Origin of the sequence: Streptomyces acidiscabies (assembly GCF_020010905.1) — a bacterium.
GTDB classification, from domain to species: domain Bacteria; phylum Actinomycetota; class Actinomycetes; order Streptomycetales; family Streptomycetaceae; genus Streptomyces; species Streptomyces acidiscabies.
On the sequence record NZ_JAGJBY010000002.1, the window covers coordinates 3,196,000 to 3,216,594 of the forward strand.

22 protein-coding genes and 1 pseudogene are annotated in these 20,595 nt (G+C 70.9%); 15 read left to right on the forward strand and 8 right to left on the reverse strand.

The genetic code is table 11. The features are described 5' to 3' along the window. Positions 1-162: 162 nt before the first annotated feature. The 3 genes from J8M50_RS40630 to J8M50_RS40640 all read left to right on the forward strand — a co-directional run bounded on the left by J8M50_RS40630 (position 163) and on the right by J8M50_RS40640 (position 2,797). Positions 163-735 (forward strand): TetR/AcrR family transcriptional regulator, encoded by a 573-nt coding sequence (locus J8M50_RS40630; RefSeq protein WP_010356745.1) that lies wholly within the window; start codon positions 163-165, stop codon positions 733-735. A gap of 122 nt (positions 736-857) precedes the next feature. After that, the gene (locus J8M50_RS40635) at positions 858-2,036 is read left to right on the forward strand and encodes an acyl-CoA dehydrogenase family protein (RefSeq protein WP_010356747.1); all 1,179 of its coding nucleotides are present in this window, start codon (positions 858-860) and stop codon (positions 2,034-2,036) included. Positions 2,037-2,038: 2 nt separating this feature from the next. Then, entirely contained in the window at positions 2,039-2,797 is a 759-nt protein-coding gene (locus J8M50_RS40640) for an SDR family NAD(P)-dependent oxidoreductase (RefSeq protein WP_010356748.1), read from the forward strand. Here J8M50_RS40640 and J8M50_RS40645 read toward each other — a convergent pair. Next, positions 2,794-3,579 carry a GntR family transcriptional regulator gene (locus J8M50_RS40645; protein WP_010356750.1) on the reverse strand — a complete coding sequence of 262 codons (786 nt, stop codon included), beginning with the start codon at positions 3,577-3,579 and terminating at the stop codon, positions 2,794-2,796. The genes J8M50_RS40640 and J8M50_RS40645 overlap by 4 nt on opposite strands. Positions 3,580-3,786: 207 nt before the next feature. Between J8M50_RS40645 and J8M50_RS40650 the strand changes: the two genes are divergently transcribed. The 5 genes from J8M50_RS40650 to J8M50_RS40670 all read left to right on the forward strand — a co-directional run bounded on the left by J8M50_RS40650 (position 3,787) and on the right by J8M50_RS40670 (position 8,255). Then, the gene (locus tag J8M50_RS40650) at positions 3,787-4,809 is read left to right on the forward strand and encodes a sugar ABC transporter substrate-binding protein (protein WP_029184253.1); all 1,023 of its coding nucleotides are present in this window, start codon (positions 3,787-3,789) and stop codon (positions 4,807-4,809) included. After that, on the forward strand, positions 4,809-5,858 hold the full coding sequence (locus tag J8M50_RS40655; RefSeq protein ID WP_010356752.1) for an ABC transporter permease: 1,050 nt from the start codon (positions 4,809-4,811) through the stop codon (positions 5,856-5,858). Before J8M50_RS40650 ends, J8M50_RS40655 begins: the two co-directional genes overlap by 1 nt. A gap of 5 nt (positions 5,859-5,863) precedes the next feature. After that, positions 5,864-6,736 (forward strand): ATP-binding cassette domain-containing protein, encoded by an 873-nt coding sequence (locus J8M50_RS40660; RefSeq protein WP_010356754.1) that lies wholly within the window; start codon positions 5,864-5,866, stop codon positions 6,734-6,736. Further along, positions 6,733-7,629, forward strand: coding sequence for a sugar phosphate isomerase/epimerase family protein (locus J8M50_RS40665; protein WP_010356755.1), 897 nt, complete (start codon positions 6,733-6,735; stop codon positions 7,627-7,629). The genes J8M50_RS40660 and J8M50_RS40665 overlap by 4 nt, the downstream gene beginning before the upstream one ends. A 92-nt stretch (positions 7,630-7,721) precedes the next feature. Continuing rightward, on the forward strand, positions 7,722-8,255 hold the full coding sequence (locus J8M50_RS40670) for a GNAT family N-acetyltransferase (RefSeq protein ID WP_010356757.1): 534 nt from the start codon (positions 7,722-7,724) through the stop codon (positions 8,253-8,255). Here J8M50_RS40670 and J8M50_RS40675 read toward each other — a convergent pair. Continuing rightward, a complete protein-coding gene (locus J8M50_RS40675) occupies positions 8,164-9,096 on the reverse strand; it encodes a helix-turn-helix domain-containing protein (RefSeq protein WP_010356758.1) in 933 nt (310 codons plus the stop codon). The two genes, J8M50_RS40670 and J8M50_RS40675, sit on opposite strands and share 92 nt — an antisense overlap. Positions 9,097-9,199: 103 nt before the next feature. Between J8M50_RS40675 and J8M50_RS40680 the strand changes: the two genes are divergently transcribed. Further along, on the forward strand, positions 9,200-10,630 hold the full coding sequence (locus tag J8M50_RS40680) for an MFS transporter (RefSeq protein WP_029184255.1): 1,431 nt from the start codon (positions 9,200-9,202) through the stop codon (positions 10,628-10,630). Here the strand turns inward: J8M50_RS40680 and J8M50_RS40685 are convergent. The 4 genes from J8M50_RS40685 to J8M50_RS40700 form a co-directional block, all read right to left on the reverse strand. Then, on the reverse strand, positions 10,611-11,054 hold the full coding sequence (locus tag J8M50_RS40685; RefSeq protein ID WP_050987322.1) for a GNAT family N-acetyltransferase: 444 nt from the start codon (positions 11,052-11,054) through the stop codon (positions 10,611-10,613). The two genes, J8M50_RS40680 and J8M50_RS40685, sit on opposite strands and share 20 nt — an antisense overlap. A 102-nt stretch (positions 11,055-11,156) precedes the next feature. Further along, positions 11,157-12,161 carry a Gfo/Idh/MocA family protein gene (locus J8M50_RS40690; RefSeq protein ID WP_010356761.1) on the reverse strand — a complete coding sequence of 335 codons (1,005 nt, stop codon included), beginning with the start codon at positions 12,159-12,161 and terminating at the stop codon, positions 11,157-11,159. 48 nt (positions 12,162-12,209) lie between these two features. Beyond that, on the reverse strand, positions 12,210-12,977 hold the full coding sequence (locus tag J8M50_RS40695) for an SDR family oxidoreductase (RefSeq protein WP_010356762.1): 768 nt from the start codon (positions 12,975-12,977) through the stop codon (positions 12,210-12,212). Between the two features lie 10 nt (positions 12,978-12,987). Further along, positions 12,988-14,130 carry a phytanoyl-CoA dioxygenase family protein gene (locus J8M50_RS40700; RefSeq protein WP_010356763.1) on the reverse strand — a complete coding sequence of 381 codons (1,143 nt, stop codon included), beginning with the start codon at positions 14,128-14,130 and terminating at the stop codon, positions 12,988-12,990. Positions 14,131-14,280: 150 nt separating this feature from the next. Between J8M50_RS40700 and J8M50_RS40705 the strand changes: the two genes are divergently transcribed. Beyond that, complete coding sequence (locus J8M50_RS40705) at positions 14,281-15,318, forward strand: LacI family DNA-binding transcriptional regulator (RefSeq protein WP_010356764.1); 1,038 nt, start codon at positions 14,281-14,283, stop codon at positions 15,316-15,318. A gap of 54 nt (positions 15,319-15,372) precedes the next feature. Here the strand turns inward: J8M50_RS40705 and J8M50_RS40710 are convergent, their stop codons facing one another. After that, entirely contained in the window at positions 15,373-16,527 is a 1,155-nt protein-coding gene (locus J8M50_RS40710; RefSeq protein ID WP_010356765.1) for a Gfo/Idh/MocA family protein, read from the reverse strand. Positions 16,528-16,660: 133 nt separating this feature from the next. Between J8M50_RS40710 and J8M50_RS40715 the strand changes: the two genes are divergently transcribed. The 3 genes and pseudogenes from J8M50_RS40715 to J8M50_RS40725 all read left to right on the forward strand — a co-directional run bounded on the left by J8M50_RS40715 (position 16,661) and on the right by J8M50_RS40725 (position 18,289). Next, on the forward strand, positions 16,661-17,671 hold the full coding sequence (locus J8M50_RS40715; RefSeq protein ID WP_010356766.1) for a LacI family DNA-binding transcriptional regulator: 1,011 nt from the start codon (positions 16,661-16,663) through the stop codon (positions 17,669-17,671). Positions 17,672-17,892: 221 nt separating this feature from the next. Then, positions 17,893-18,083 (forward strand): annotated as a pseudogene (locus J8M50_RS40720) (GntR family transcriptional regulator); the annotation flags it as partial. Next, a complete protein-coding gene (locus J8M50_RS40725; RefSeq protein WP_010356767.1) occupies positions 18,029-18,289 on the forward strand; it encodes a PIG-L deacetylase family protein in 261 nt (86 codons plus the stop codon). The pseudogene J8M50_RS40720 and the gene J8M50_RS40725, both read left to right, overlap by 55 nt. 150 nt (positions 18,290-18,439) lie before the next feature. Here the strand turns inward: J8M50_RS40725 and J8M50_RS40730 are convergent, their stop codons facing one another. Continuing rightward, complete coding sequence (locus J8M50_RS40730) at positions 18,440-19,051, reverse strand: TetR/AcrR family transcriptional regulator (RefSeq protein WP_010356768.1); 612 nt, start codon at positions 19,049-19,051, stop codon at positions 18,440-18,442. 131 nt (positions 19,052-19,182) lie between these two features. Between J8M50_RS40730 and J8M50_RS40735 the strand changes: the two genes are divergently transcribed. Together J8M50_RS40735 and J8M50_RS40740 are read left to right on the forward strand one after the other, a co-directional pair. Then, entirely contained in the window at positions 19,183-19,917 is a 735-nt protein-coding gene (locus tag J8M50_RS40735) for an SDR family NAD(P)-dependent oxidoreductase (protein WP_010356769.1), read from the forward strand. A 33-nt stretch (positions 19,918-19,950) separates the two neighbouring features. After that, positions 19,951-20,574 (forward strand): NADPH-dependent F420 reductase, encoded by a 624-nt coding sequence (locus J8M50_RS40740; protein WP_010356770.1) that lies wholly within the window; start codon positions 19,951-19,953, stop codon positions 20,572-20,574. The last annotated feature ends 21 nt before the right edge of the window (positions 20,575-20,595 follow it).

Consider the following 20,595-nt stretch of genomic DNA (forward strand, 5'->3'; position numbering starts at 1 on the left):
CCATGGAGGAGACGCTGACGATGTCCTGTCTGTTCTGTCTATGTCCTGAGACAGAGGTTAAGTATGTGGACGGGAGTTATCAATGAGCGTGCACGGACGGGATGGAAACGGTTCGCTCGCGCCCTCCCTACCCGCCGGTCACTTCTGGACTACGCTGGGATCATGCCCTCCGCTCGCCGCACCGCCCGCCAGGCGGACCTGCTGGAACGCCTCGTCGCGCTGGTCACGGCGGAGGGGTTCGCCGATCTCACGCTGGACGACCTCGCCGAGCGGCTGCGGTGCTCCAAGACGACGCTGTACCAACTGGCGCGCAGCAAGCAGGGGTTGGTCGTCGAGGCCGTGAAGCACTACTTCCGGGGGGCCACCGAGGCGGTCGAGAAGCGGGTCGTGCAGACCGCCGACCCCGCCGACCGGGTGCGCGTGTACCTGACGGCCGTCGCCGAGCAACTCCGGCCCCTGTCGCGGCGGTTCGTCGACGACGTGGCTCATTTCCCGCCCGCCCGCGAGGTGTACGAGGCGAACACGCGGTGGGCGTCGGAGCGGGTGCGGCAGCTGATCGCCGACGGGGTCGCGCACGGCGCGTTCAGGGATGTGCACGCCGGGTTCGTGGGGGAGGTGGCGGCGGCGACCATGCGGCAGATCCAGGGGGGCGAGCTGAAGGCGCGTACGGGGTTGTCGGACGCGGAGGCGTACGAGCAACTCGCTTCGCTGATCGTGCACGCGGTGTCGTCGTAACAGCGTATTACCTGATCTTTGCCGGAAGGGCTGGACCCCTGTCGTCGTCGGCCCCGCTGGCGTACTGTGGATGATACGCAGGTACTCGTTCCAGTATCGTTTCCGTTCCTCGGGAGGCCCCCGTGCCCGCCACTCGCGCCCTGCCCACCGAGGAAGCCCTCGACCTGGTCCGGCTCACGCGGATGCTCGCCGCGAAGGAGCTGACGCCGCGCGTCGCCGACGCCGAGGCGGAGGCGGAGTTCCCGAGGGACGTGTTCCGCACGCTCGGCCGCAGCGGGCTGCTCGGGCTGCCGTTCGCCGAGGAGGACGGCGGGGCGGGACAGCCGTACGAGGTGTACCTCCAGGTTCTCGAAGAGGTCGCCGCCGTCTGGTCGAGCGTCGCCGTCGGGATCTCCGTCCACGCCCTGTCCTGCTTCCCGCTGGCCCGGTTCGGGACGGACGGGCAGCGCGCCGAGTGGCTGCCCGAGCTGCTCGGCGGGGAGCTGCTGGGCGCGTACTGCCTCTCCGAGCCGCACGCGGGCTCCGACCCGGCGGCGATGCGGACGCGCGCGGTGCGCGAGGGGGACGAGTACGTCATCAACGGCGCCAAGGCCTGGACCACGCACGGCGGTTACGCCGATTTCTACACCGTCATGGCGCGCACGTCCGAGGACCGCACGCACGGCATCTCCTGCTTCCTCGTCCCGGCCGGCACCCCGGGGCTGAGCGCCGATCCGCCGGAGCGGAAGATGGGGCTGACCGGGTCGGCGACCGCGACGATGCGGTTCGACGACGTCCGCGTACCGGTCTCGCGGCGGATCGGGGAGGAGGGCCAGGGTTTGCGGATCGCGCTCGCCTCGCTGGACTGCGGACGCCTCGGGATCGCCGCCGTCGCCACCGGCCTCGCGCAGGGGGCTCTCGACCACGCCGTGCGGTACGCGCGCGAGCGCGAGACGTTCGGGAAGCCGATCATCGAGCACCAGGGGCTCGCGTTCGTCCTCGCGGACATGGGGGCCGCCGTCGAGTCCGCGCGCGCGACGACGCTGGCCGCCGCGCGGCTCAAGGACCAGGGGCTGCCGTTCACCAGCGAGGCGTCCATCGCCAAGCTCGTCGCCACCGACAACGCGATGAAGGTGACCACCGACGCGGTCCAGGTCCTCGGTGGGTACGGCTACACGCGGGACTTCCCCGTCGAGCGGTACATGCGCGAGGCCAAGGTCATGCAGATCTTCGAAGGAACCAACCAGATCCAGCGCATGGTCATCTCCCGTGCGCTCGACCGGAGCGAGGGCGGTGCGCTCACCGTCCTCGGCAAGGAGTGAAGATGCAGCTCGCCGACACCGCCGCGCTCGTCACGGGCGGGGCGTCCGGACTCGGTGCCGCCACCGCGAAGGCGTTCGCACAGGCCGGGGCGCGGGTGTTCGCCGTCGACCTGAAGTCCTCGATCGACGGCGCGCCCGAGGTGGCCGGGGTGACGTACGTCCCCGCCGACGTCACCGACCCCGAGCAGGTGGCCGCCGCCGTCGCCGTCGCGTCCGGGGAGGGTCTGCCGCTGCGGGCCGTCGTCAACTGCGCCGGGATCGGGCCGTCCATGCGGATCCTGGGCAAGAAGGGGGTCCACGATCTCGCGCTCTACGCGAAGGTGATCCAGATCAACCTGGTCGGGACGTTCAACGTGCTGGCGCTCGCGTCCGAGGCCATCGCGCAGACCGAGGCGGACGCGGACGGGCAGCGCGGGGTCATCGTCAATACCGCGTCCATCGCCGCGTACGACGGGCAGGTGGGGCAGGCCGCGTACGCGTCGTCCAAGGGGGGCGTCGTCGGGCTCACGCTGCCCGCCGCGCGGGACCTCGCGCAGTACGGGATCCGGGTGTGCACGATCGCGCCGGGCATCGTCGACACGCCGATGATGGGGACGGTCTCGGAGGAGTTCCGTACGTCGCTGGCGGCGGGGGTGCCGTTCCCGCACCGGTTCGCTTCGCCGGAGGAGTACGCGAAGCTGGCGCTGATGATCGTGGACCACGACTACCTGAACGGGGAGACGATCAGGATGGACGGGGCGCTCAGGATGGCGCCGCGTTAAGCGCGTACGAGGAGCTGGAAGTCGAACGCGTACCGGGACGCGCGGTAGATGTGCGTCCCGTACTCCACCGCTCGGCCCGTGTCGTCGTACGCCGTGCGTTGCATCGTCAGTAGTGCGGCGCCCGCGTTCTCCTCAAGGAGCTTTGCCTCCTCCGGAGTTGCCGCGCGGGCGCCGATCGTCTGGTGGGCGCTGTGGAGGGTGATGCCGGCCGTGCGGAACATGGTGTAGAGGCCGGTGGATTCCAGGTGGGGGGTGGAGAGGTCCAGGAGGTTCGGGGGGAGGTAGTTGGAGAGGCGGGCCACCGGCTGGCCGTGGGTCGCGCGGAGGCGTTCGATGTGGGTGACCTCGCTGCCCTCGGGGACGGAGAGGGCGGCGGCGACGTCGGCCGGTGCCGGGACGGTCTCGTTGTGGACGACGACCGTGGTGGGGCCCTGGCCGGCCGCCGCGAGGTCGTCGTACAGGCTGCTGAGTTCGAGGGGGCGCTTCACCTGGCTGTGCACGACCTGCGTACCGACGCCTCTGCGGCGCACCAGGAGCCCCTTGTCGACGAGCGACTGGATCGCCTGGCGGACCGTGGGGCGGGAGAGGCCGAGGCGGGTGGAGAGGTCGATCTCGTTGCCGAGGAGGTTGCCCGGGGCGAGCGCGCCGTGCTCGATCGCCGACTCCAGCTGCTGGGCGAGCTGGTAGTACAGCGGGACGGGGCTGCCCCGGTCCAGTGCGAAGTGCACCGCGTCCAGCGCGGAGGCGGACACGGGACGGGCCCGCTCACCGGTCTTCGGCATGCGAGGCACCTCCTCGGGGGTAGAGATCGGCTCCGGAGTGTGCGTTCCTCAGGTGTAGGTCCCGGCAGTCTCCTCTGTCAATGATTTGTTCTTACATTTGGACCTGTTACTGAAATGATGTCTTAACAAAGTATTGACGCCGGGTTCGGCAAGGGGTTTGATCCCGTCCCAACAGCGCAGCGTCCCGCACAGTGAGGTGCCGGAAAGATGGACAGTGCAACGTCAGCCCGCTCCCGTAGATTCGTCCCGCTCGTGGCCCTCGCCGCCGCCGCGGCACTGACCGTCGCGGGGTGCTCCAGCAGTTCCGGCGGCAAGAAGGCCCAGGAGGACGCCTCGTCCGGCGCCTCCGCCGGCAAGGCCACCACCGCCCGGATGAAGGTCGCCTTCGTCACCCACGCCGCCCCCGGCGACACCTTCTGGGACACCGTCCGCAAGGGCGCCGAGGCCGCGGCCCAGAAGGACAACATCGAGCTGATCTACTCCCACGACCCGATCGCCGGCAACCAGGCCAACCTGGTGCAGAACGGCATCGACCAGAAGGTCGACGGCATCGCCGTCACCCTCGCCAAGCCCGACGCGCTGAAGAGCGTCATCGCCAAGGCGAAGACCGCTGGGATACCCGTCGTCGGCCTCAACTCCGGCCTCAGCGACTGGAAGAAGCTCGGCCTCCTCGAATTCTTCGGCCAGGACGAGTCCGTCGCGGGCGAGGCGTTCGGCAGCCGCCTCAACACCGACGGCGCGAAGAAGGTCGTCTGCGTCATCCAGGAACAGGGCAACGTCGGCCTCACCCAGCGCTGCGACGGCCTCAAGAAGACGTTCACGGGGACGACCGAGATCCTCAACGTCAACGGCACCGACATGCCGTCCGTCCAGTCGACGATCACCGCCAAGCTCCGCCAGGACACCGGCATCGACCACGTCGTCACCCTCGGCGCGCCCTTCGCGCTGGCCGCCGTCAAGTCGGTCTCCGAGGCCGGGTCCAAGGCGAAGGTCGCGACCTTCGACCTCAACAAGGACCTCGTCAAGGCGGTCCAGTCCGGCACCATCGAGTTCGCCGTCGACCAGCAGCCTTACCTCCAGGGCTACTTGGCCGTCGACGGACTGTGGCTCTACAAGAACAACGGCAACTCCAGCGGCGGCGGCGAGCAGGCCGTGCTGACCGGTCCCGCCTTCGTCGACAAGACCAACGTCGAGAAGGTCGCCGAGTACGCGGCGAAGGGGACGCGGTGATGAGTACGGCCCAACTGGCGCCCCCCGCACAGGACAAGGACGGGCGCACGGCCGAACGGCCCGTCGTCGTACGGGTGCTGGCGCGCCCCGAAGTCGGTGTGTTCCTCGGCGCGGCGGCCGTGTTCGTCTTCTTCCTGATCGCGGCGCCCACGCTGCGTGACGGCGGCTCGATGGCGACGGTCCTCTACCAGTCGTCGACCATCGGGATCATGGCCCTGCCGGTCGCGCTGCTGATGATCGGCGGCGAGTTCGACCTCTCGTCCGGCGTCGCGGTCATCTCCTCCGCGCTCACCGCGTCCATGCTCAGCTACCAGCTCACCATGAACGTGTGGGTCGGTGTGGTCGTCGCGCTGATCGTCTCCCTCGCGGTGGGGTTCTTCAACGGCTGGATGGTCGTGAAGACCGGACTGCCCAGCTTCCTGGTGACCTTGGGGACGTTCCTGATCCTCCAGGGCGTCAACCTCGCGGTGACGAAGCTGGTCACGGACAACGTCGCGACCGACGACATCAGCGACATGGACGGCTTCGACCAGGCCCGCAAGGTCTTCGCGTCGTCCTTCGACGTCGGCGGCGTCCAGGTGAAGATCACGGTCGTGTGGTGGCTCGTGTTCGCCGCCCTGGCCACCTGGGTGCTGCTGCGCACCAAGTACGGCAACTGGGTCTTCGCCGTCGGCGGCAACAAGGAGTCCGCCCGCGCCGTCGGCGTCCCGGTGAACTTCACGAAGATCACCCTCTTCATGGCCGTCGGGTTCGGCGCCTGGTTCATCGGCATGCACAACCTGTTCTCCTTCAACACCGTGCAGTCCGGCGAGGGCGTCGGGCAGGAGCTGATCTACATCGCGGCGGCCGTCATCGGCGGCTGTCTGCTCACCGGCGGCGCCGGCTCGGCCATCGGCCCGGTCTTCGGCGCCTTCATGTTCGGCATGGTCCAGCAGGGCATCGTCTACGCCGGCTGGAACCCCGACTGGTTCAAGGCCTTCCTCGGCGTCATGCTCCTCGGCGCCGTCCTCATCAACCTGTGGATCCAGCGCACGGCCACCCGGAGGTGACTTCCATGACGACCGAAGGAACACACGGGGCGATCCTCCAGGACACGCCCCCCGGGAGCGGCGCGATCGTCGAACTGCGCGGGGCGGGCAAGTCGTACGGCAACATCCGTGCCCTGCACGGGGTTTCCCTCGCCGTGCACCCCGGCAAGGTGACCTGCGTCCTCGGGGACAACGGGGCCGGGAAGTCCACGCTCATCAAGATAGTCTCCGGGCTCCACCAGCACACGGAGGGGGAGTTCCTCGTCGACGGGGAGGCGGTGAGGTTCTCGACCCCCCGCGACGCTCTCGCGCGGGGCATCGCCACCGTCTACCAGGACCTCGCCACCGTGCCGCTGATGCCGGTGTGGCGGAACTTCTTCCTCGGCTCCGAGATGACCAAGGGTCCCTGGCCCGTACGGCGGCTGGACATCGAGCAGATGAAGAAGACCGCGGATGCCGAGCTGCGGAACATGGGGATCATCCTCGACGACCTGGAGCAGCCGATCGGTACGTTGTCCGGTGGTCAGCGGCAGTGTGTCGCCATCGCGCGGGCCGTGTACTTCGGGGCCCGGGTGCTGATTCTGGACGAGCCGACCGCCGCGCTCGGGGTGAAGCAGTCCGGGGTGGTGCTCAAGTACATCGCCGCCGCCCGGGACCGGGGACTCGGGGTCATCTTCATCACCCACAACCCCCACCACGCCTACATGGTCGGCGACCACTTCAGCGTACTGCGCCTGGGAACCCTGGAGTTGAGCGCCGCCCGGAGCGAGGTCAGCCTTGAGGAGCTGACCAACCACATGGCCGGTGGCGCCGAACTCGCGGCCCTCAAGCACGAGTTGGCACAGGTCCGGGGCGTGGACGTGGACGAGCTGCCGGACAGCGTGGGGGAGGGGACGTGACGCTGGACCGTATCCGGGTCGGGTCCGCTCCCGACTCCTGGGGCGTCTGGTTCCCCGACGATCCGGCGCAGGTGCCGTGGGAACGGTTCCTGGACGAGGTCGCCGAAGCCGGGTACTCCTGGATCGAGTTGGGGCCCTACGGCTATCTCCCCACCGACCCCGTGCGGCTCGCGGAGGAGGTGGCCGCGCGGGGGCTGAAGGTGTCCGCCGGGACCGTCTTCACCGGCATGCACCGAGGGCCCTCCGTGTGGGAGGCGACCTGGGAGCACGTCAGCCAGGTCGCCGCGCTCACGCAGGCGATGGGCGCGGAGCACCTCGTCGTCATCCCCTCCTTCTGGCGCGACGACAAGACCGCCGAACTCCTCGAACCCGCCGAGCTGACCGCCGCCCAGTGGGCCCACCTCACGAAGGGCATGGAACGGCTCGGGCACGAGGTCAAGGAGACGTACGGGCTCGACATCGTCGTCCACCCGCACGCCGACACGCACCTCGACACCGAGGACCACGTCGAGCGGTTCCTCGACTCGACCGACGGTGAACTCGTCAACCTCTGCCTGGACACCGGGCATTACGCGTACTGCGGCGGCGACAGCGTCAAGCTGATCGAGACGTACGGGGAGCGGATCGGGTACCTGCACCTCAAGCAGGTCGACCCCGAGATCCTCGCCGACGTCCAGGCCAAGGGGACGCCGTTCGGGCCCGCCGTCGCGCAGGGTGTGATGTGTGAACCTCCCTCCGGGGTACCGGAGTTGGGGCCTGTGCTGGAGGCCGCTCAACGGCTCGGCGTCGAGCTGTTCGCGATCGTCGAGCAGGACATGTACCCGTGCGCGCCGGACAAGCCGCTGCCGATCGCTGTGCGGACGCGGCAGTTCCTGCGGTCGTGCGGGGCGTGAGCGCGGGAGGGTGAGTTCGCGGGCGGGGCTGCGCCGGGCTCTGGGCGGGGCTGCGTTGGGCCGGCCCGGCCTCGGCGATTTACCCTGCCGGCATGGACAAGATCGTCATACCGCTGGAAGCCGGCTCCTCGGGGCCGGCTTCCGCGCTGTCGCTGCGGCCCTGGCAGCCGTCCGACGCCCCGGCTCTGCTGGTCGCGGCCCAGGACTCCGCGCTACGACGCTGGACGAGCCTCGACGTCAACGACCCGTCCGACGCCGGGCGTTGGATCGACGAGCAGCGGCGCGGATGGGAGAGCGGGGAGCGCCTCGCCTTCGCCGTCGTGGGGGACGAGATCCTCGGGCACGTGGTCCTGAGGCGTTCGGCGGTCGCGGTCGCCGAAGTCGGCTACTGGACGGCTGCTGCGGCCCGGGGGCGAGGCGTCGCCCCGAACGCCCTGCTGGCCCTCACGGAGTGGGCCCTCTCCCGCTACGACTCCCTGGCACGCCTGGAGTTGATCCACCAGGTGGACAACGCGGCGTCCTGCCGGGTCGCGGTCAAGTGCGGGTACGGCCTCGAAGCGACGCTGCCCGCGCATCCGCCGACGTATCCACTGGACGGGCATCTGCATGTACGGGCCCGGAGTTGATGCTCAGCAGGCTCAACGCGTCCGCTGACGCCGGGTCGTTCGGCGTGTAGATCTCCAGCCGGTGGTCGGGGCTCTCGGGCTGGAGCCAGACCTGGTAGTCCACGTCGAGGTCGCCGACGCCCGGGTGGCGCAGCCGCATCGTGCCGACCGTGCAGTCGGCCACCTCGCCCTGGGCCCACAGCTCGGCGAACTCCCGGCTGTGCATGGCGAGTTCGCCGATCAGTTCCGCGAGGCGGGCGTCCGTGGGGTGGCGGCCCGCGGTGAGGCGGAGGTAGGCGACGTGAACGCGGGCGAGGTCGGTCCAGTTGCGGTGCAGGGCCCGGGTGTGGGGGTCGAGGAAGAACATCCTCGGGACGGACGGGCGTCGGGCGGGGTCGTGCGGCGCGTCGAAGGCGGTGTGTTCGGCGACCAGGGCGTGGCCCGTGCGGTTCCAGGCGAGGATGTCTCCCCGGCGGCCGAGGATCACGGCGGGGGTGCGGTCGCCCAGGGACGCGAGGAGGGCCAGGACCCGGGGGTGGGGTGTCTCCGGGGCGGGACGCTTCAGCCGCCGCTGCTGTGAACCGGCCCTTCCCCGGGCGAGGTTGCGCAGGTGTGCCGCCTCGGCGGGGTCCAGCCGCAGCACCCGGGCGAGTGCCTCCAGGACCTGCTCGGACGCCGTGCCCGCCTGGTTCTGCTCCAGCCTCGTGTAGTAACCGACGCTCACACCGGCGAGGTGGGCCAACTCCTCGCGGCGCAGGCCCGGGACGCGGCGGACGGTGCCGTAGGTGTGCAGTCCGGCGTCGGCGGGGGTGACGCGGTCCCGGCGGGTCCTGAGGTAGGTGCCGAGGGTCTCCAGTTCCATGCGTCGAGCGTAGGCGGGGAGGGGGCGTCGGCGGGTGCCCCTGTGAGGGGTACCCATGAGGCGGGGATGGCTGGTGGGCGGTGCCGGCAGCACCGTCGTACGCATGAACTCTGTTGGTTTGTCGGTCCGTTCGCGGGCCTGGGTCGGGCTGGGTGTCGTGCTGGGGCCCGTGGTGCTGGTGTCGATGGACGGGGCCGTGCTGTTTCTGGCGATGCCGGAGGTGACCGAGGCGCTGGCGCCGAGTGCCGGGCAGGCGTTGTGGATCCTGGACGTGTACGGGTTCGCCGTCGGGTCGCTGCTCGTCGCGTTCGGGAGTGTCGGGGACCGGTACGGGCGGCTGCGGCTGCTTCAGGCGGGGGCGGCCGTGTTCGGGGCGGCGTCCGTGGGGGCCGCGTTCGCGCCCAGCGCCGAACTCCTCATCGTCTTCCGGGCGTTGATGGGGGCGGCCGGGGCGACCTTGCTGCCGTCGGCGCTGGCCGTGGTGAGTGAGCTGTTCGCCGATCCCCGGGAGCGGTCGCGGGCGGTCGGGGTGTTCGCGGCGGCCTTCGCGGGCGGGTTCGCGGTGGGGCCGGTCGTCGGGGGGTGGCTGCTCAGCGGGTTCTGGTGGGGGTCGGTGTTCCTGGTCAACCTGCCTGTGGTCGTGGTGTTTCTGGCGCTGGCGCCGGTCACTCTGCGCGAGGTGCGGGGTGGGCGGGGCGGGCGTGTGGATCTGCTCAGCGTCGTGTCGTCCGCCGTCGGGATCCTGTCGAGCGTCCATGCAGTCAAGCGGTTCGCCGCCGACGGGCCGGACGCGGTCGGGGCGGTCACGGGAGCCGGGGGTGTCTTTCTGCTCGTCTGGTTCGTGCGGCGCCAACTCCGGCTGGACGAACCGCTGATCGACGTCCGGCTGTTCCGGGACCGGGTCTTCGCGGTCGCCGCCGTCACCGGGTTCCTGCCGTTGGCCGCGTGGTCCGCGTCGGCCTATCTCGGCGGGGTGTACCTACAGCGGGTTCTCGAACTCACGTTCATGGAGGCGGCGTTGGCCGCGCTGCCGGGGGCGGTCGTTCTGACGGTGACCTGTGTCGTCACGCCTTCGGTCGTGGAGCGGATCGGGAGCCGGGCGGCGCTCGTCGCCTGCCATTTCCTTGTCGCGGCAGGGGTGTTGATGCTGGCCGCCACCGGGGGTCTCGGGTGGTACGTGCCGGCCACGGTCGTCGCCGGGGTCGGTTACGGGATCTCGTTCAGCATCGTCGCCGACACGGCCATCGCCGCCGTCCCCGTCGAACGCGCCGGTTCGGCAGCCGCGATCGCCGAGACCGCCAACGAGATCGGCAACGCCCTCGGCATCGCGCTGCTCGGGTCGCTGGCGGCGTTCGTATACCGCCTTGAGGGGGCGGGCGAACTCGCCGACGGAGCAGCCGAGTTCGGGTCCGCCGGGAAGGCGGCGTTCGTCGCCGGGTTCCATGCGGCGGTCCTCGTCGCGGGGCTGCTCCACGTCGCCCTCGGCGTGTTCGCGCTGCGACGGCTTCCCCGGGTCAGGGGAGCGGGCGGGTGAACACGGCCATGTCCTCGCCGGGCCCGTTGTAATCCGCGACCACGGCCACGCTGAACCCCAACGCCCGGTGGAACGCGATCGACCCCGCGTTGCCCGTACTGGTGATCGCCTTCAACCGCACGGCACCTTGCGCCCGAGCCGCCTCGCCGAACGCCCCGTACAACTCCCGCCCCAGCCCCGTCCCCCGCGCATCGTCCCGCACGGCGACGACATGGACGTACCCGGTACCTGTCGGCGTGACGAAACCGAGCAGGTACCCATGGATGCCGTCTGCCGTACGGGCCACGAGACAGGTCTCGGGGAACTCCTGGACCAGGGCGCGGAGATGGAGCGAACGGAGGTCGCGCTCGCCCCAGTAGCGGGGGTGGTCGGCGAGGACTTCGTGGAGGTCGGTGATGCGGGCGGGGGTGATGGGGGTGGGCATGGAGGTGAGGATGGCAGAGGGCGCCAGGGCGTCCCGAGGTGGGGGCGGCGCACGGTGCTGTACGACCACCACCCCGTCGTACGGCACAGCGCGCGTCGCGCCTCAGGCCCCCCGTACCTCCGCGATCGTCACCGGACGGTGCTCGTGCAGCGACAGCGTGCACGCCTCCGCGATCCAGCCCGCCTCCAAGGCGTCCTCGATCGTGCAGGGGGACGGGCGGGTGCCCGCTACCACCTCGGTGAAGGCGGTGAGTTCGGCTCGGTACGCCTCCGTGAAGCGGTCCATGAAGAAGTCGTGCGGGGTGCCGGACGGGAACGTGACGCCGGGTTCCACCGAGCGGAGCGGGAGTTTGTCCTCCAGGCCGACCGCGATCGAGTCCGTGAAGCCGTGGATCTCCATGCGGACGTCGTAACCGCGGCCGTTGTGGCGGGAGTTGGAGACGACCGCGATCGTGCCGTCGTCCAGGGTGAGGACCGCGCCCGTCGTGTCGGCGTCGCCCGCGGCCTTGATGTAGTCGGCGCCCCGGTTGCCGCCGACCGCGTACACCTCCGTGACCTCGCGGCCCGTCACCCAGCGGATGATGTCGAAGTCGTGGACCGAGCAGTCGCGGAAGATGCCGCCGGACGCGGCGACGTACGCGGCGGGCGGCGGCGCCGGGTCGAGGGTCGTCGAGCGGACCGTGTGGAGGGTGCCGAGTTCACCCGCCAGGACGGCCGTGCGCGCCGCGACGAAACCGGCGTCGAAACGGCGGTTGTAGCCGATCTGGATGGGTACGCCGCTGCCCTGGACGGCCTTGAGGACCTCGACGCCCTCGGCCATCGTCTTCGCGACCGGCTTCTCGCAGAAGACGGGGATGCCGGCCTCGACGCCCGCGCGGATCAGCGCCGGGTGCGCGTCGGTCGCGGCGGCCACGACGATGCCGTCCACGCCCGCCGCGAGCAGCGCCTCGGGCGAGTCGACGACCTGCGCGCCGAACTTCTCGGCGGCGGCCTTCGCGGCCTCGGCGAAGGGGTCGGTGACGACGAGGGAGTCGACGGCGTCGAGTTTCGAGAGGGTCTCGGCGTGGAAGGCGCCGATGCGGCCGAGGCCGAGGATTCCGATGCGCATGGGGGTGCAGCTCCTAGAGGGGGTGGTGCGAAGAAATGACAGGGAGGTCTAGTCGAGGCCGCCGAGCACGTTCTGGTCCCAGTCGATCACCGAACCGGTCACCACGCCCGACCGCTCGGACAGCAGCAGGACCACGAAGTCGGCGATCTCGTCGGGCTGGCCCAGCTTGCCCATCGGCAGCTTCGCGGACGCCTCCGCGAGCCACCCGTCCTCGGCCCCGTGGAAGGCCCGCTGGGTCGCGTCCTCGCCCTCCGTGGCCGTCCAGCCGATGTTCAGCCCGTTGATCCGGACCCGGTCCCACCGGTGCGCGTGCGCGGCGTTGCGGGTGAGCCCGATGAGCCCCGCCTTGGCGGCGACGTACGGCGCCAGGAACGGCTGGCCCCCGTGCGCCGACGAGGTGATGATGTTGACGACCGTGCCGGGCTCGCCCCGCGACACCATGTCGGCGACGGCCGCCTGCATCGCGAAGAACGGCCCCTTGAGGTTGATCGCGATGTGCGCGTCGAACAGCTCGGGCGTCGTGTCGAGGAGCGTCCCGCGCGAGGTGAGGCCCGCCGAGTTGACGAGGCAGTCGACCCGGCCGTACACGTCGACGACCGTACCCACCGCCGCCTTCGCCTGACCGGCGTCGGAGAGGTCCGCGCGCACGTACAGCGCGCCCTCGCCCAGCTCGGCCACCAGCGCCTCGCCCGCCTCCGGGCGGCGGCCGGTCACGGCGACCTTCGCGCCCTCCCGCACGGCCGCCCGCGCGATCGCCGCCCCCACGCCCTGGCTGCCGCCGTTGACGAGGACGACTTTGTCCTTGAGGAGTGTCATGCCGGTCCTTTCAGCTCTCGCGCCGTACGGCGCCGGCCCGCAGCGCGTCACGCAGCGCACGGGTGGTCCAGCCCTCGGCGAGCGCGCGCCGCACGACGTCGGCCTGCGAGGGCGGGGCCATGCCGTCGACCGGCGGATCGCGGTCGAGGTTGGTGGGGAAGGCGTAGCCCTCGGCGCTCGCGGCGATCACCCGCTCCACCCACCCGGGGTCGTCGGCGTGCTGGAGGAGCGCCGGGTAGACGGCGTTCGCGACCGCCTCCCGGTCGACGGTCTCCATGGCCCGCCCGAACGGCGACGACACCTGGAGGAGGTTCGCGACCCGCCGTACGTCGAGGGTGCGGTTGGTGCCGGCCGCGTGGAACACCGCCGGGTTGAAGAACACCGCGTCACCCTTGGCCAACGGCAGCTGGACGTGCCGCTCCTTGAAGTACGCCTGGAACTCCGGCCGGTGCCACGCCAGATACCCGGGGGTGTATTGCTGCGAGTACGGCAGATAGAGCGTCGGCCCCGACTCCACCGGCATGTCGCAGTGCGCGACCGCGCCCTGGAGGGTGAGGACGGTCGACAGGCGATGTACGTGCTCCGGGTACGCGGCGACGGCCGACGCCGACAGGAACCCCAGGTGGTAGTCGCGGTGCGCGGTCTGCGCGGCCCCGCCCGGGTTGACGACATTGACCTGCGAGGTGACCTGGTAGCCGGGGCCCAGCCAGGCGCCCGAGACCAGGGCGACGACGGGGTTCGCGTAGTAGTCGGCGAACGCGGCCGGGTCGTACAGGGCCGCCTTCTCCAGCGCGTTCCACACGCGTTCGTTGGCGCCCGGCTTCGCGAAGTGGTCGCCCGCCGGGGCCTCCGCCGCGTGCTGCTCGTTGATGAGGGCGTCGAACACCGAGGTCAGCCGGTCGACGACCGCCGGGTCGGGGAAGGCGCGGCGGAACAGGACGATGCCGGGGCCGTCGGTGAGCGCGCGCACCAGCTCGGGGCCCTCAGGGAGGTCCTCGCTGTCGTACACGAGGACGTTGTCCTCGACCGCACGCGCGCGCGGGTAGTCGGTCGCGTCGGTGGTGCGCTCGACGAGCGCGCGGAAGGCGTCCAGGTCGCAGTCCTGGTCGGTGAGCCAGGCGGCAGGCGCGGGGGCTTCGGGAGTGAAGGACATCCTCGTCCTTTCGGTGCACAGGAGGGCGACTCGGGACACGTGGTGCTGCGGCTCTGTCATTGTTGTCAGTACAAACCCCTCGAACAACCGGCAGTGGGCCATCAAAAACCCTTCAAGAATCCGGTGCCGGTGAGGTCTTAGGAGTCAGCTGTGGGCCACCCCTTCCCGATCCGCGAGATCGCCCGCCAGGCGGGGCTCAGCGAGGCCACCGTCGACCGCGTGCTGAACGGGCGCGGAGGCGTGCGCGCCTCCACCGAGCAGGAGGTACGGCGGGCCATCGCCGACCTCGACCGGCAGCGCACGCAGGTCCGGCTGGTCGGACGGACCTTCATGCTGGACATCGTCATGCAGGCGCCCGAACGGTTCACGACGGCCGTACGCGCCGCCCTGGAGGCCGAACTCCCCGCCCTGCACCCGGCGGTCCTCCGCTCCCGTTTCCACTTCCGTGAGACCGGCCCGGCGCGCGAGACGGTCACCGCCCTGGAACGCATCGCCCGGCGCGGCTCCCAGGGCGTCATCCTCAAGGCCCCCGACGCGCCCGAGGTCACCGACGCGGTCGGCCGCCTCGTCGACGCGGGCATCCCCGTCGTCACCCTCGTCACCGACCTGCCCGCGAGCGCGCGCCTGGCGTACGTCGGCATCGACAACCGCGCCGCCGGCGCCACCGCCGCCTACCTGATGGGGCAGTGGCTCGGCGAACGGCCCGGGAACGTCCTGACCAGCATCAGCAGCGGGTCGTTCCGCAACGAGGAGGAGCGGGAGATGGGGTTCCGCAGCGTGATGCGGGCGCGTCATCCCGCGCGCGTGCTGGTTGAGATCACCGAGGGGCAGGGGCTGGACGCGACACAGTACGAACTGGTGCGGGCCGCGCTGGAGAAGGACACGGAGATCCGTGCCGTGTACTCCATCGGCGGCGGCAACAACGCGACGCTGCGGGCGTTCGCGGATCTCGGGCGGGAGTGCGCGGTGTTCGTCGCGCACGATCTGGATCAGGACAACATGCGGTTGCTGCGGGAGCAGCGGATCTCCGCGGTGCTGCATCACGATCTGCGGCAGGACATGCGGGATGCGTGTCAGACGGTGATGCGGGCGCATGGGGCGTTGCCGCCGACGGGGGCGGTGGTGGCGTCGGCGATCCAGGTCGTAACGCCGTACAACTTGCCACAGGGGTCGGTGAAACGTACTTAGGGGCGCGGGGAACTGCGCGACCAGCCACGACGGCGCAGTAGACGAACAACAGCCTTAGGACCCGACGGCGACCCAGACGCCGCTTGCCGCTGACTCCGACATTGCGTCCAACACCGTCGCACTGCGCACCGCGTCCGCGAGGGTGGTCCCGTACGCCGTCCCCTCGGCGACAGACCGGAGGAAACGGTACGCCTCGATCACCTTCAGGTCGTCGTACCCCATCGCGTTCGCCGCCCCCGGCTGGAACGCCGCGAACTCCCCGTCCCCCGGCCCGACGTACACCGTGCTGACGGGCTGGTCCTGGTACGACGTACCGACGCTCACGCGCAGCTCGTTCATGCGGCGGAAGTCCCAGAACACGGCGCCCTTCGTGCCGTGCACCTCGAACCCGTAGTTGTTCTGCTCGCCGACGGACACCCGGCACGCTTCGAGCACCCCGCGCGCGCCCGAGGCGAACCGTAGGAGGCAGTTGACGTAGTCCTCGTTCTCGACGGGACCGAGGACGCCGCCCGAGGCGAGCGCGTGGCCCGACGTCGCGCCCGTGGGCCGCGCCCTCTCGGGGACGAACACGGCCGTGTCGGCGGTCAGCGAGACGATGTCGCCCAGCAGGAAGCGCGCCAGGTCGGCGCCGTGCGAGGCGAGGTCGCCGAGGACCCCGCTGCCGCCGCGCTCCCGCTCGTACCGCCAGGTGAGCGCGCCGTCCGGGTGGGCCGCGTAGTCGCTGAAGAGCCGTACGCGCGCGTGGGTGACGTTGCCGAGCTCGCCGGAGGCGATGAGGTCCCGCGCCTTCTCGACGGCGGGGGCGTTGCGGTAGTTGAAACCGACCGTCCCCTGGACGCCCGCCTTGGTCACCGCGTCGGCCACCGCGCGCGCGTCGCGCGAGGTGAGCCCGACCGGCTTCTCGATCCACAGGTGCTTGCCGGCCTCGGCCATCGCCACGCCGATCTCGCGGTGCAGGAAGTTCGGGGCGGTGATGCTCACCGCGTGCACGCGCGGGTCGTCGGCGATGTCCCGCCAGTCCCGGGTGGCCGATGCGAACCCGTACCGGTCGGCGGCCTCCTGCGCGCGGCCGGGGACCTCCTCGGCGACGGTCACCAGGCGCGGGCGGACGGTCAGGGCGGGGAAGTGGTGCGGTACGCGCGCGTACGCCTGTGTGTGGACACGGCCCATCCAGCCGAATCCGATGACGGCGATACCCAGGTCGGTCACGGCAACCCCTTTGTTTGGACCGGTCCACAAACTGTCCGAGCCACCTTGGGGCCGGTGGAGTGGGGCTGTCAACGGGGTGGAGGCGTTGATGTGCGGCTTTGACAACGGGTCGGGCGGATGGAACGGTCCACGCATGAGACCGCCCACCATCCGTGACGTCGCCGAGCGGGCCGGGGTGTCCAAGTCGCTGGTCTCCCTCGTGCTGCGCGGGGCGTCCCAGGTCCGGCCCGAGAAGCGGGAGGCCGTGCTGGCGGCGATGCGCGAACTGGGCTACCGGCCCAACGCCGCCGCGCGCAGCCTGAGCGAACAGCGCACGCGTACGGTCGGGGTGCTGTTGAACGACCTGCGCAACCCCTGGTACGTCGATCTGCTGGACGGGCTCAACTCGCTGCTGCACGCGAGCGGGCTGCACATGCTCCTCGCCGACGCGCGGCTGAACCGGCGGGTCGGGCAGGACCTCGCGGATCCGTTCCTGGCCCTCCAGGCGGACGGACTCGTCGTCGTCGGGACTTTCCCCGAGGGGACCGCTCTCGACGCCGTGGCGGGCCGTATGCCGGTCGTCGTGGCCGGTGCGCGGGAGGCGGTGCCGGCGGGGGTCGACGTCGTCGCCGCCGACGACGAGATGGGGGCTCGGCTCGCGACCGAGCATCTGCTGTCGCTCGGGCACCGGCGGATCGCGCATGTCGCCGGGTACGGGGCTGTGGGGGAGCTGCGGCGGGAGGGGTACGAGGGGGCCATGCGCGCGCACGGGGTCGATCCGGTGGGGCTCGGGCTCGTGGAGGCCAGCGATATGACCGAGGAGGGCGGGTACCGGGCGACCGTGCGGCTGCTGAGCCGTGCTGAGCGGCCCACCGCCGTGTTCGCCGTCAACGACATCGCCTGCGTGGGGGCGTTGTCGGCCGCCGAGGAGATGGGGGTGCGGGTGCCGGGGGAGTTGTCGGTGGTGGGGTACGACAACACGAGTATTTCCCGGCTGCGGCATCTGTGGCTGACGACGGTGGATCCGGCCGGGCGGGAGGTGGGGCGGGAGGCGGCTCGGTTCTTGTTGTCGCGGTTGGAGGGGGAGCGGGGGGTGGGGCGGGTGCGGTTGGCTGTGCCGGTGTTGGAGCGGAGGGGGAGTACGGGGCCGGTTGGGCGGGGGTAGGGGGAGTTGGTGGGGTGGGTGGGGCGGTGGGTTGGGTGGGCTGGCGAGGTGGACGGGTCAGAGGGTTGGGTGGGCCAGATGGGTGGGCGGCGGGTCGGCAGGCTGGATGGGTCGGCGGGCTGGACGGGCTAGGGGGATGGGCGGGGCAGAGGGATGGGCGGGTCGGCAGGTCGGGTGGGCTGGAAGCTGGTCCGGGCGCCGGGGAGTGGGCCGAACAGCACGTGCCCGCGCAGTTGCGGCAGGCGATTCCGCGCGGCGCTCGTCGACCTCGAAGCACGGGGGACTGGTCGAGCGGATTCGCAACCGGGGTTCCCGGGTGCGGGTCGTGTCGGTCGAGGAGGCCGTCGGCATCGGCGAGTGCCGCAGGGGTGTCGAAGGGGTGCCTGTCTTACCTGCGGCGAGCGCCGCGAGTCCGCCAAGGCGTGGCGCGAGGGCAACGCCCATGACCAGATCGGGGAGTTGAGGCGCGGCGAGGCCGAGCGTGCCGTCGCCGTCCTCGGTGCCGAGGTGTTTTTCTACGACGCTGGGGGCTATCTCCCGCTGCCTGCACCGGAGTTGACGGACCGTCTGGTCGCGCCGTACAGCCCGATGTCGTCCTCACCCACCCCGGCGATGTGATCCTCACCGACGACGGCGTCCCTCGCAGCCGCGCCCGTGCCGTCGTTGTCGCCCCCGAGGCTCGCGAGGCCCGTACGCGTGCCGCCCTTCCTCGGCCCTCACCCCGACCCCTGGCAGCTCCACCTCCAGCACCGGCCGCAGAGCGCCAACTCAACGCGACGCTTCCTCCCGACGCCGGTCATCGCCAGCCGTCGCGGGAATCGCGTTGTCGATGAGGACGGCGGCGATGGCGGCGGCAGTGGGGAAGCTGTCGGTGTCGAGGAGCCGCGTCCGCGTCGCCGCGCCGTCGAGGAGCAACGCGAGTTGCTCGCCGAGTTGTTCGGGGGCGGTGGCGCCGGCTTCGCGGGCCGTGTCGGCCAGTCGTGCGGCGACGGCTTTTTTGTAGTCGCGGGCGTATTGGGACGCGGGGTGCTGGGGGTCGTGGAGTTCGACGGCGGCGGCGATGTAGGGGCACAGGGGGGCATCGGGGGGGACGGCGAAGGCCGCGAGGAGTCGTTCGCGGGGCGTGAGGTCCGTGCGGTCGAACACGCCGGGCATGACGGCGGGGTCGAACAGGCGCAGGTACTCCGCGACGAGTTCGTCCTTGCCAGCGAAGTGCTGGTAGGCCGTCCGCTTGGACACCTCGGCCGCCGCGCAGAGCTGGTCCATCCCGGTGCGGTTGATCCCCTGTTCGCGGAACAGCCGCCGGGACGCGCCGAGGATGCGCTCACGGGCGCCCCGGCCGCGTCGCTGCCCTGTGGGGCCCTTCTCCAACTCCGTCATGGGCCCACGGTACCCCAGCAGGGTAACGACCGGTGTACATAGTTGCGCCCCAGCCCCCCGCCTCGTACCGTAAGTACACGAGTCGGTGTGCTTAACACCGCCACCCCAGATACGTACGGAAAGAGGCAGACATGGGAAAGCTCGACGGCAAGGTCGCGGTCATCACCGGCGCGACCACCGGCTTAGCGCTGGCCGGCGCGAAGCTGTTCGTGGACGAGGGGGCGTACGTCTTCATCACCGGCCGCCGCCAGGACGCCCTGGACGAGGCCGTACGGCAGATCGGCCGCAACGTCACCGGCGTCCGGGGCGACGCCGCCGACCTGGCCGACCTGGACCGCCTGTACGACACCGTCAAGCGGGAGAAGGGCAGCCTCGACGTGCTGTGGGCCAGCGCCGGCGGCGGCGAGCCCGCCCCGCTCGGCGAGATCACCGAGGCCCAGTTCGACACCTGGTTCGGGCTCAACGCCCGCGGCACCCTGTTCACCGTCCAGAAGGCCCTCCCGCTGCTCAACGACGGCGGCTCCATCCTCATGACCGGCTCCAGCGCCTCCCTCGGCGCGTACCCCGGCTGGAGCGTCTACGCCGGCAGCAAGGCCGTCCAGCAGGCCTGGGCCCGCACCTGGCTCAACGAGCTGAAGGACCGCCGTATCCGCGTCAACGTCCTGACCCCCGGCCAGGTCGCCACCGCCAAACAGGAAGAACTCTTCGACGAGGCCACCAAGCGCCAGTTCGAATCCCTCATCCCGCGCGGCGAGATGGGCCACCCCGACGAGATCGCGACCGTCGCCCTCTTCCTCGCCTCCGACGACTCCAGCTACGTCAACGGCATGGAACTCGTCGCCGACGGCGGCACCACCGCTGTCTGAACCCGACACCCCATACCCAGGGCAGGACATCTCATGAGTGGCATCAGCATCATCGGCACCGGGAACATGGCCCGCACCATCGGCGCGCGGGCGCTGGCGGGCGGCAACACCGTCGAGGTCATCGGCCGCGACCGGGCCAAGGCCACCGACCTGGCCAAGGCTCTCGGCGACGGCGCCACGACGGGAGAGTGGGGCACCGCCCCGGCGGGCGACCTCGTCATCGTGGCCCTGCTGTACGACAGCGTCGTGCCGGCCGTCGTCCAGTACGGAGACGCGCTCGCGGGCAAGGTCATCGTCGACATCAGCAACCCCTTCAACGCCACGTTCGACGGGCTGGCCCACCGCGAGGAGACCTCGATCGCGCAGGAGGTCGCCAAGGTGGCCCCGGCCGGTGCCGGGGTGGTGAAGGCGTTCAACACCGTCTTCCGCCACGTCCTGGAGAAGGGCCGGCCGGACATCTTCATCGCCGGTGACGATGTGCGGGCCAAGGCGAGTGTGGAGGCGTTCGTCAAGAGCCTCGGGCTGCGCCCGCTGGACGCCGGCGGCCTGAAAATGGCGCACTGGCTGGAGGGCGCGGGCGTGGTCACGGCGGGCCTCGCCAACCACGGGGTGGGGAACTTCGACTTCTCCCTCGGGGTCACCGAACTCCCCGTGTGAGCAGACGGGTTGACGGATCAC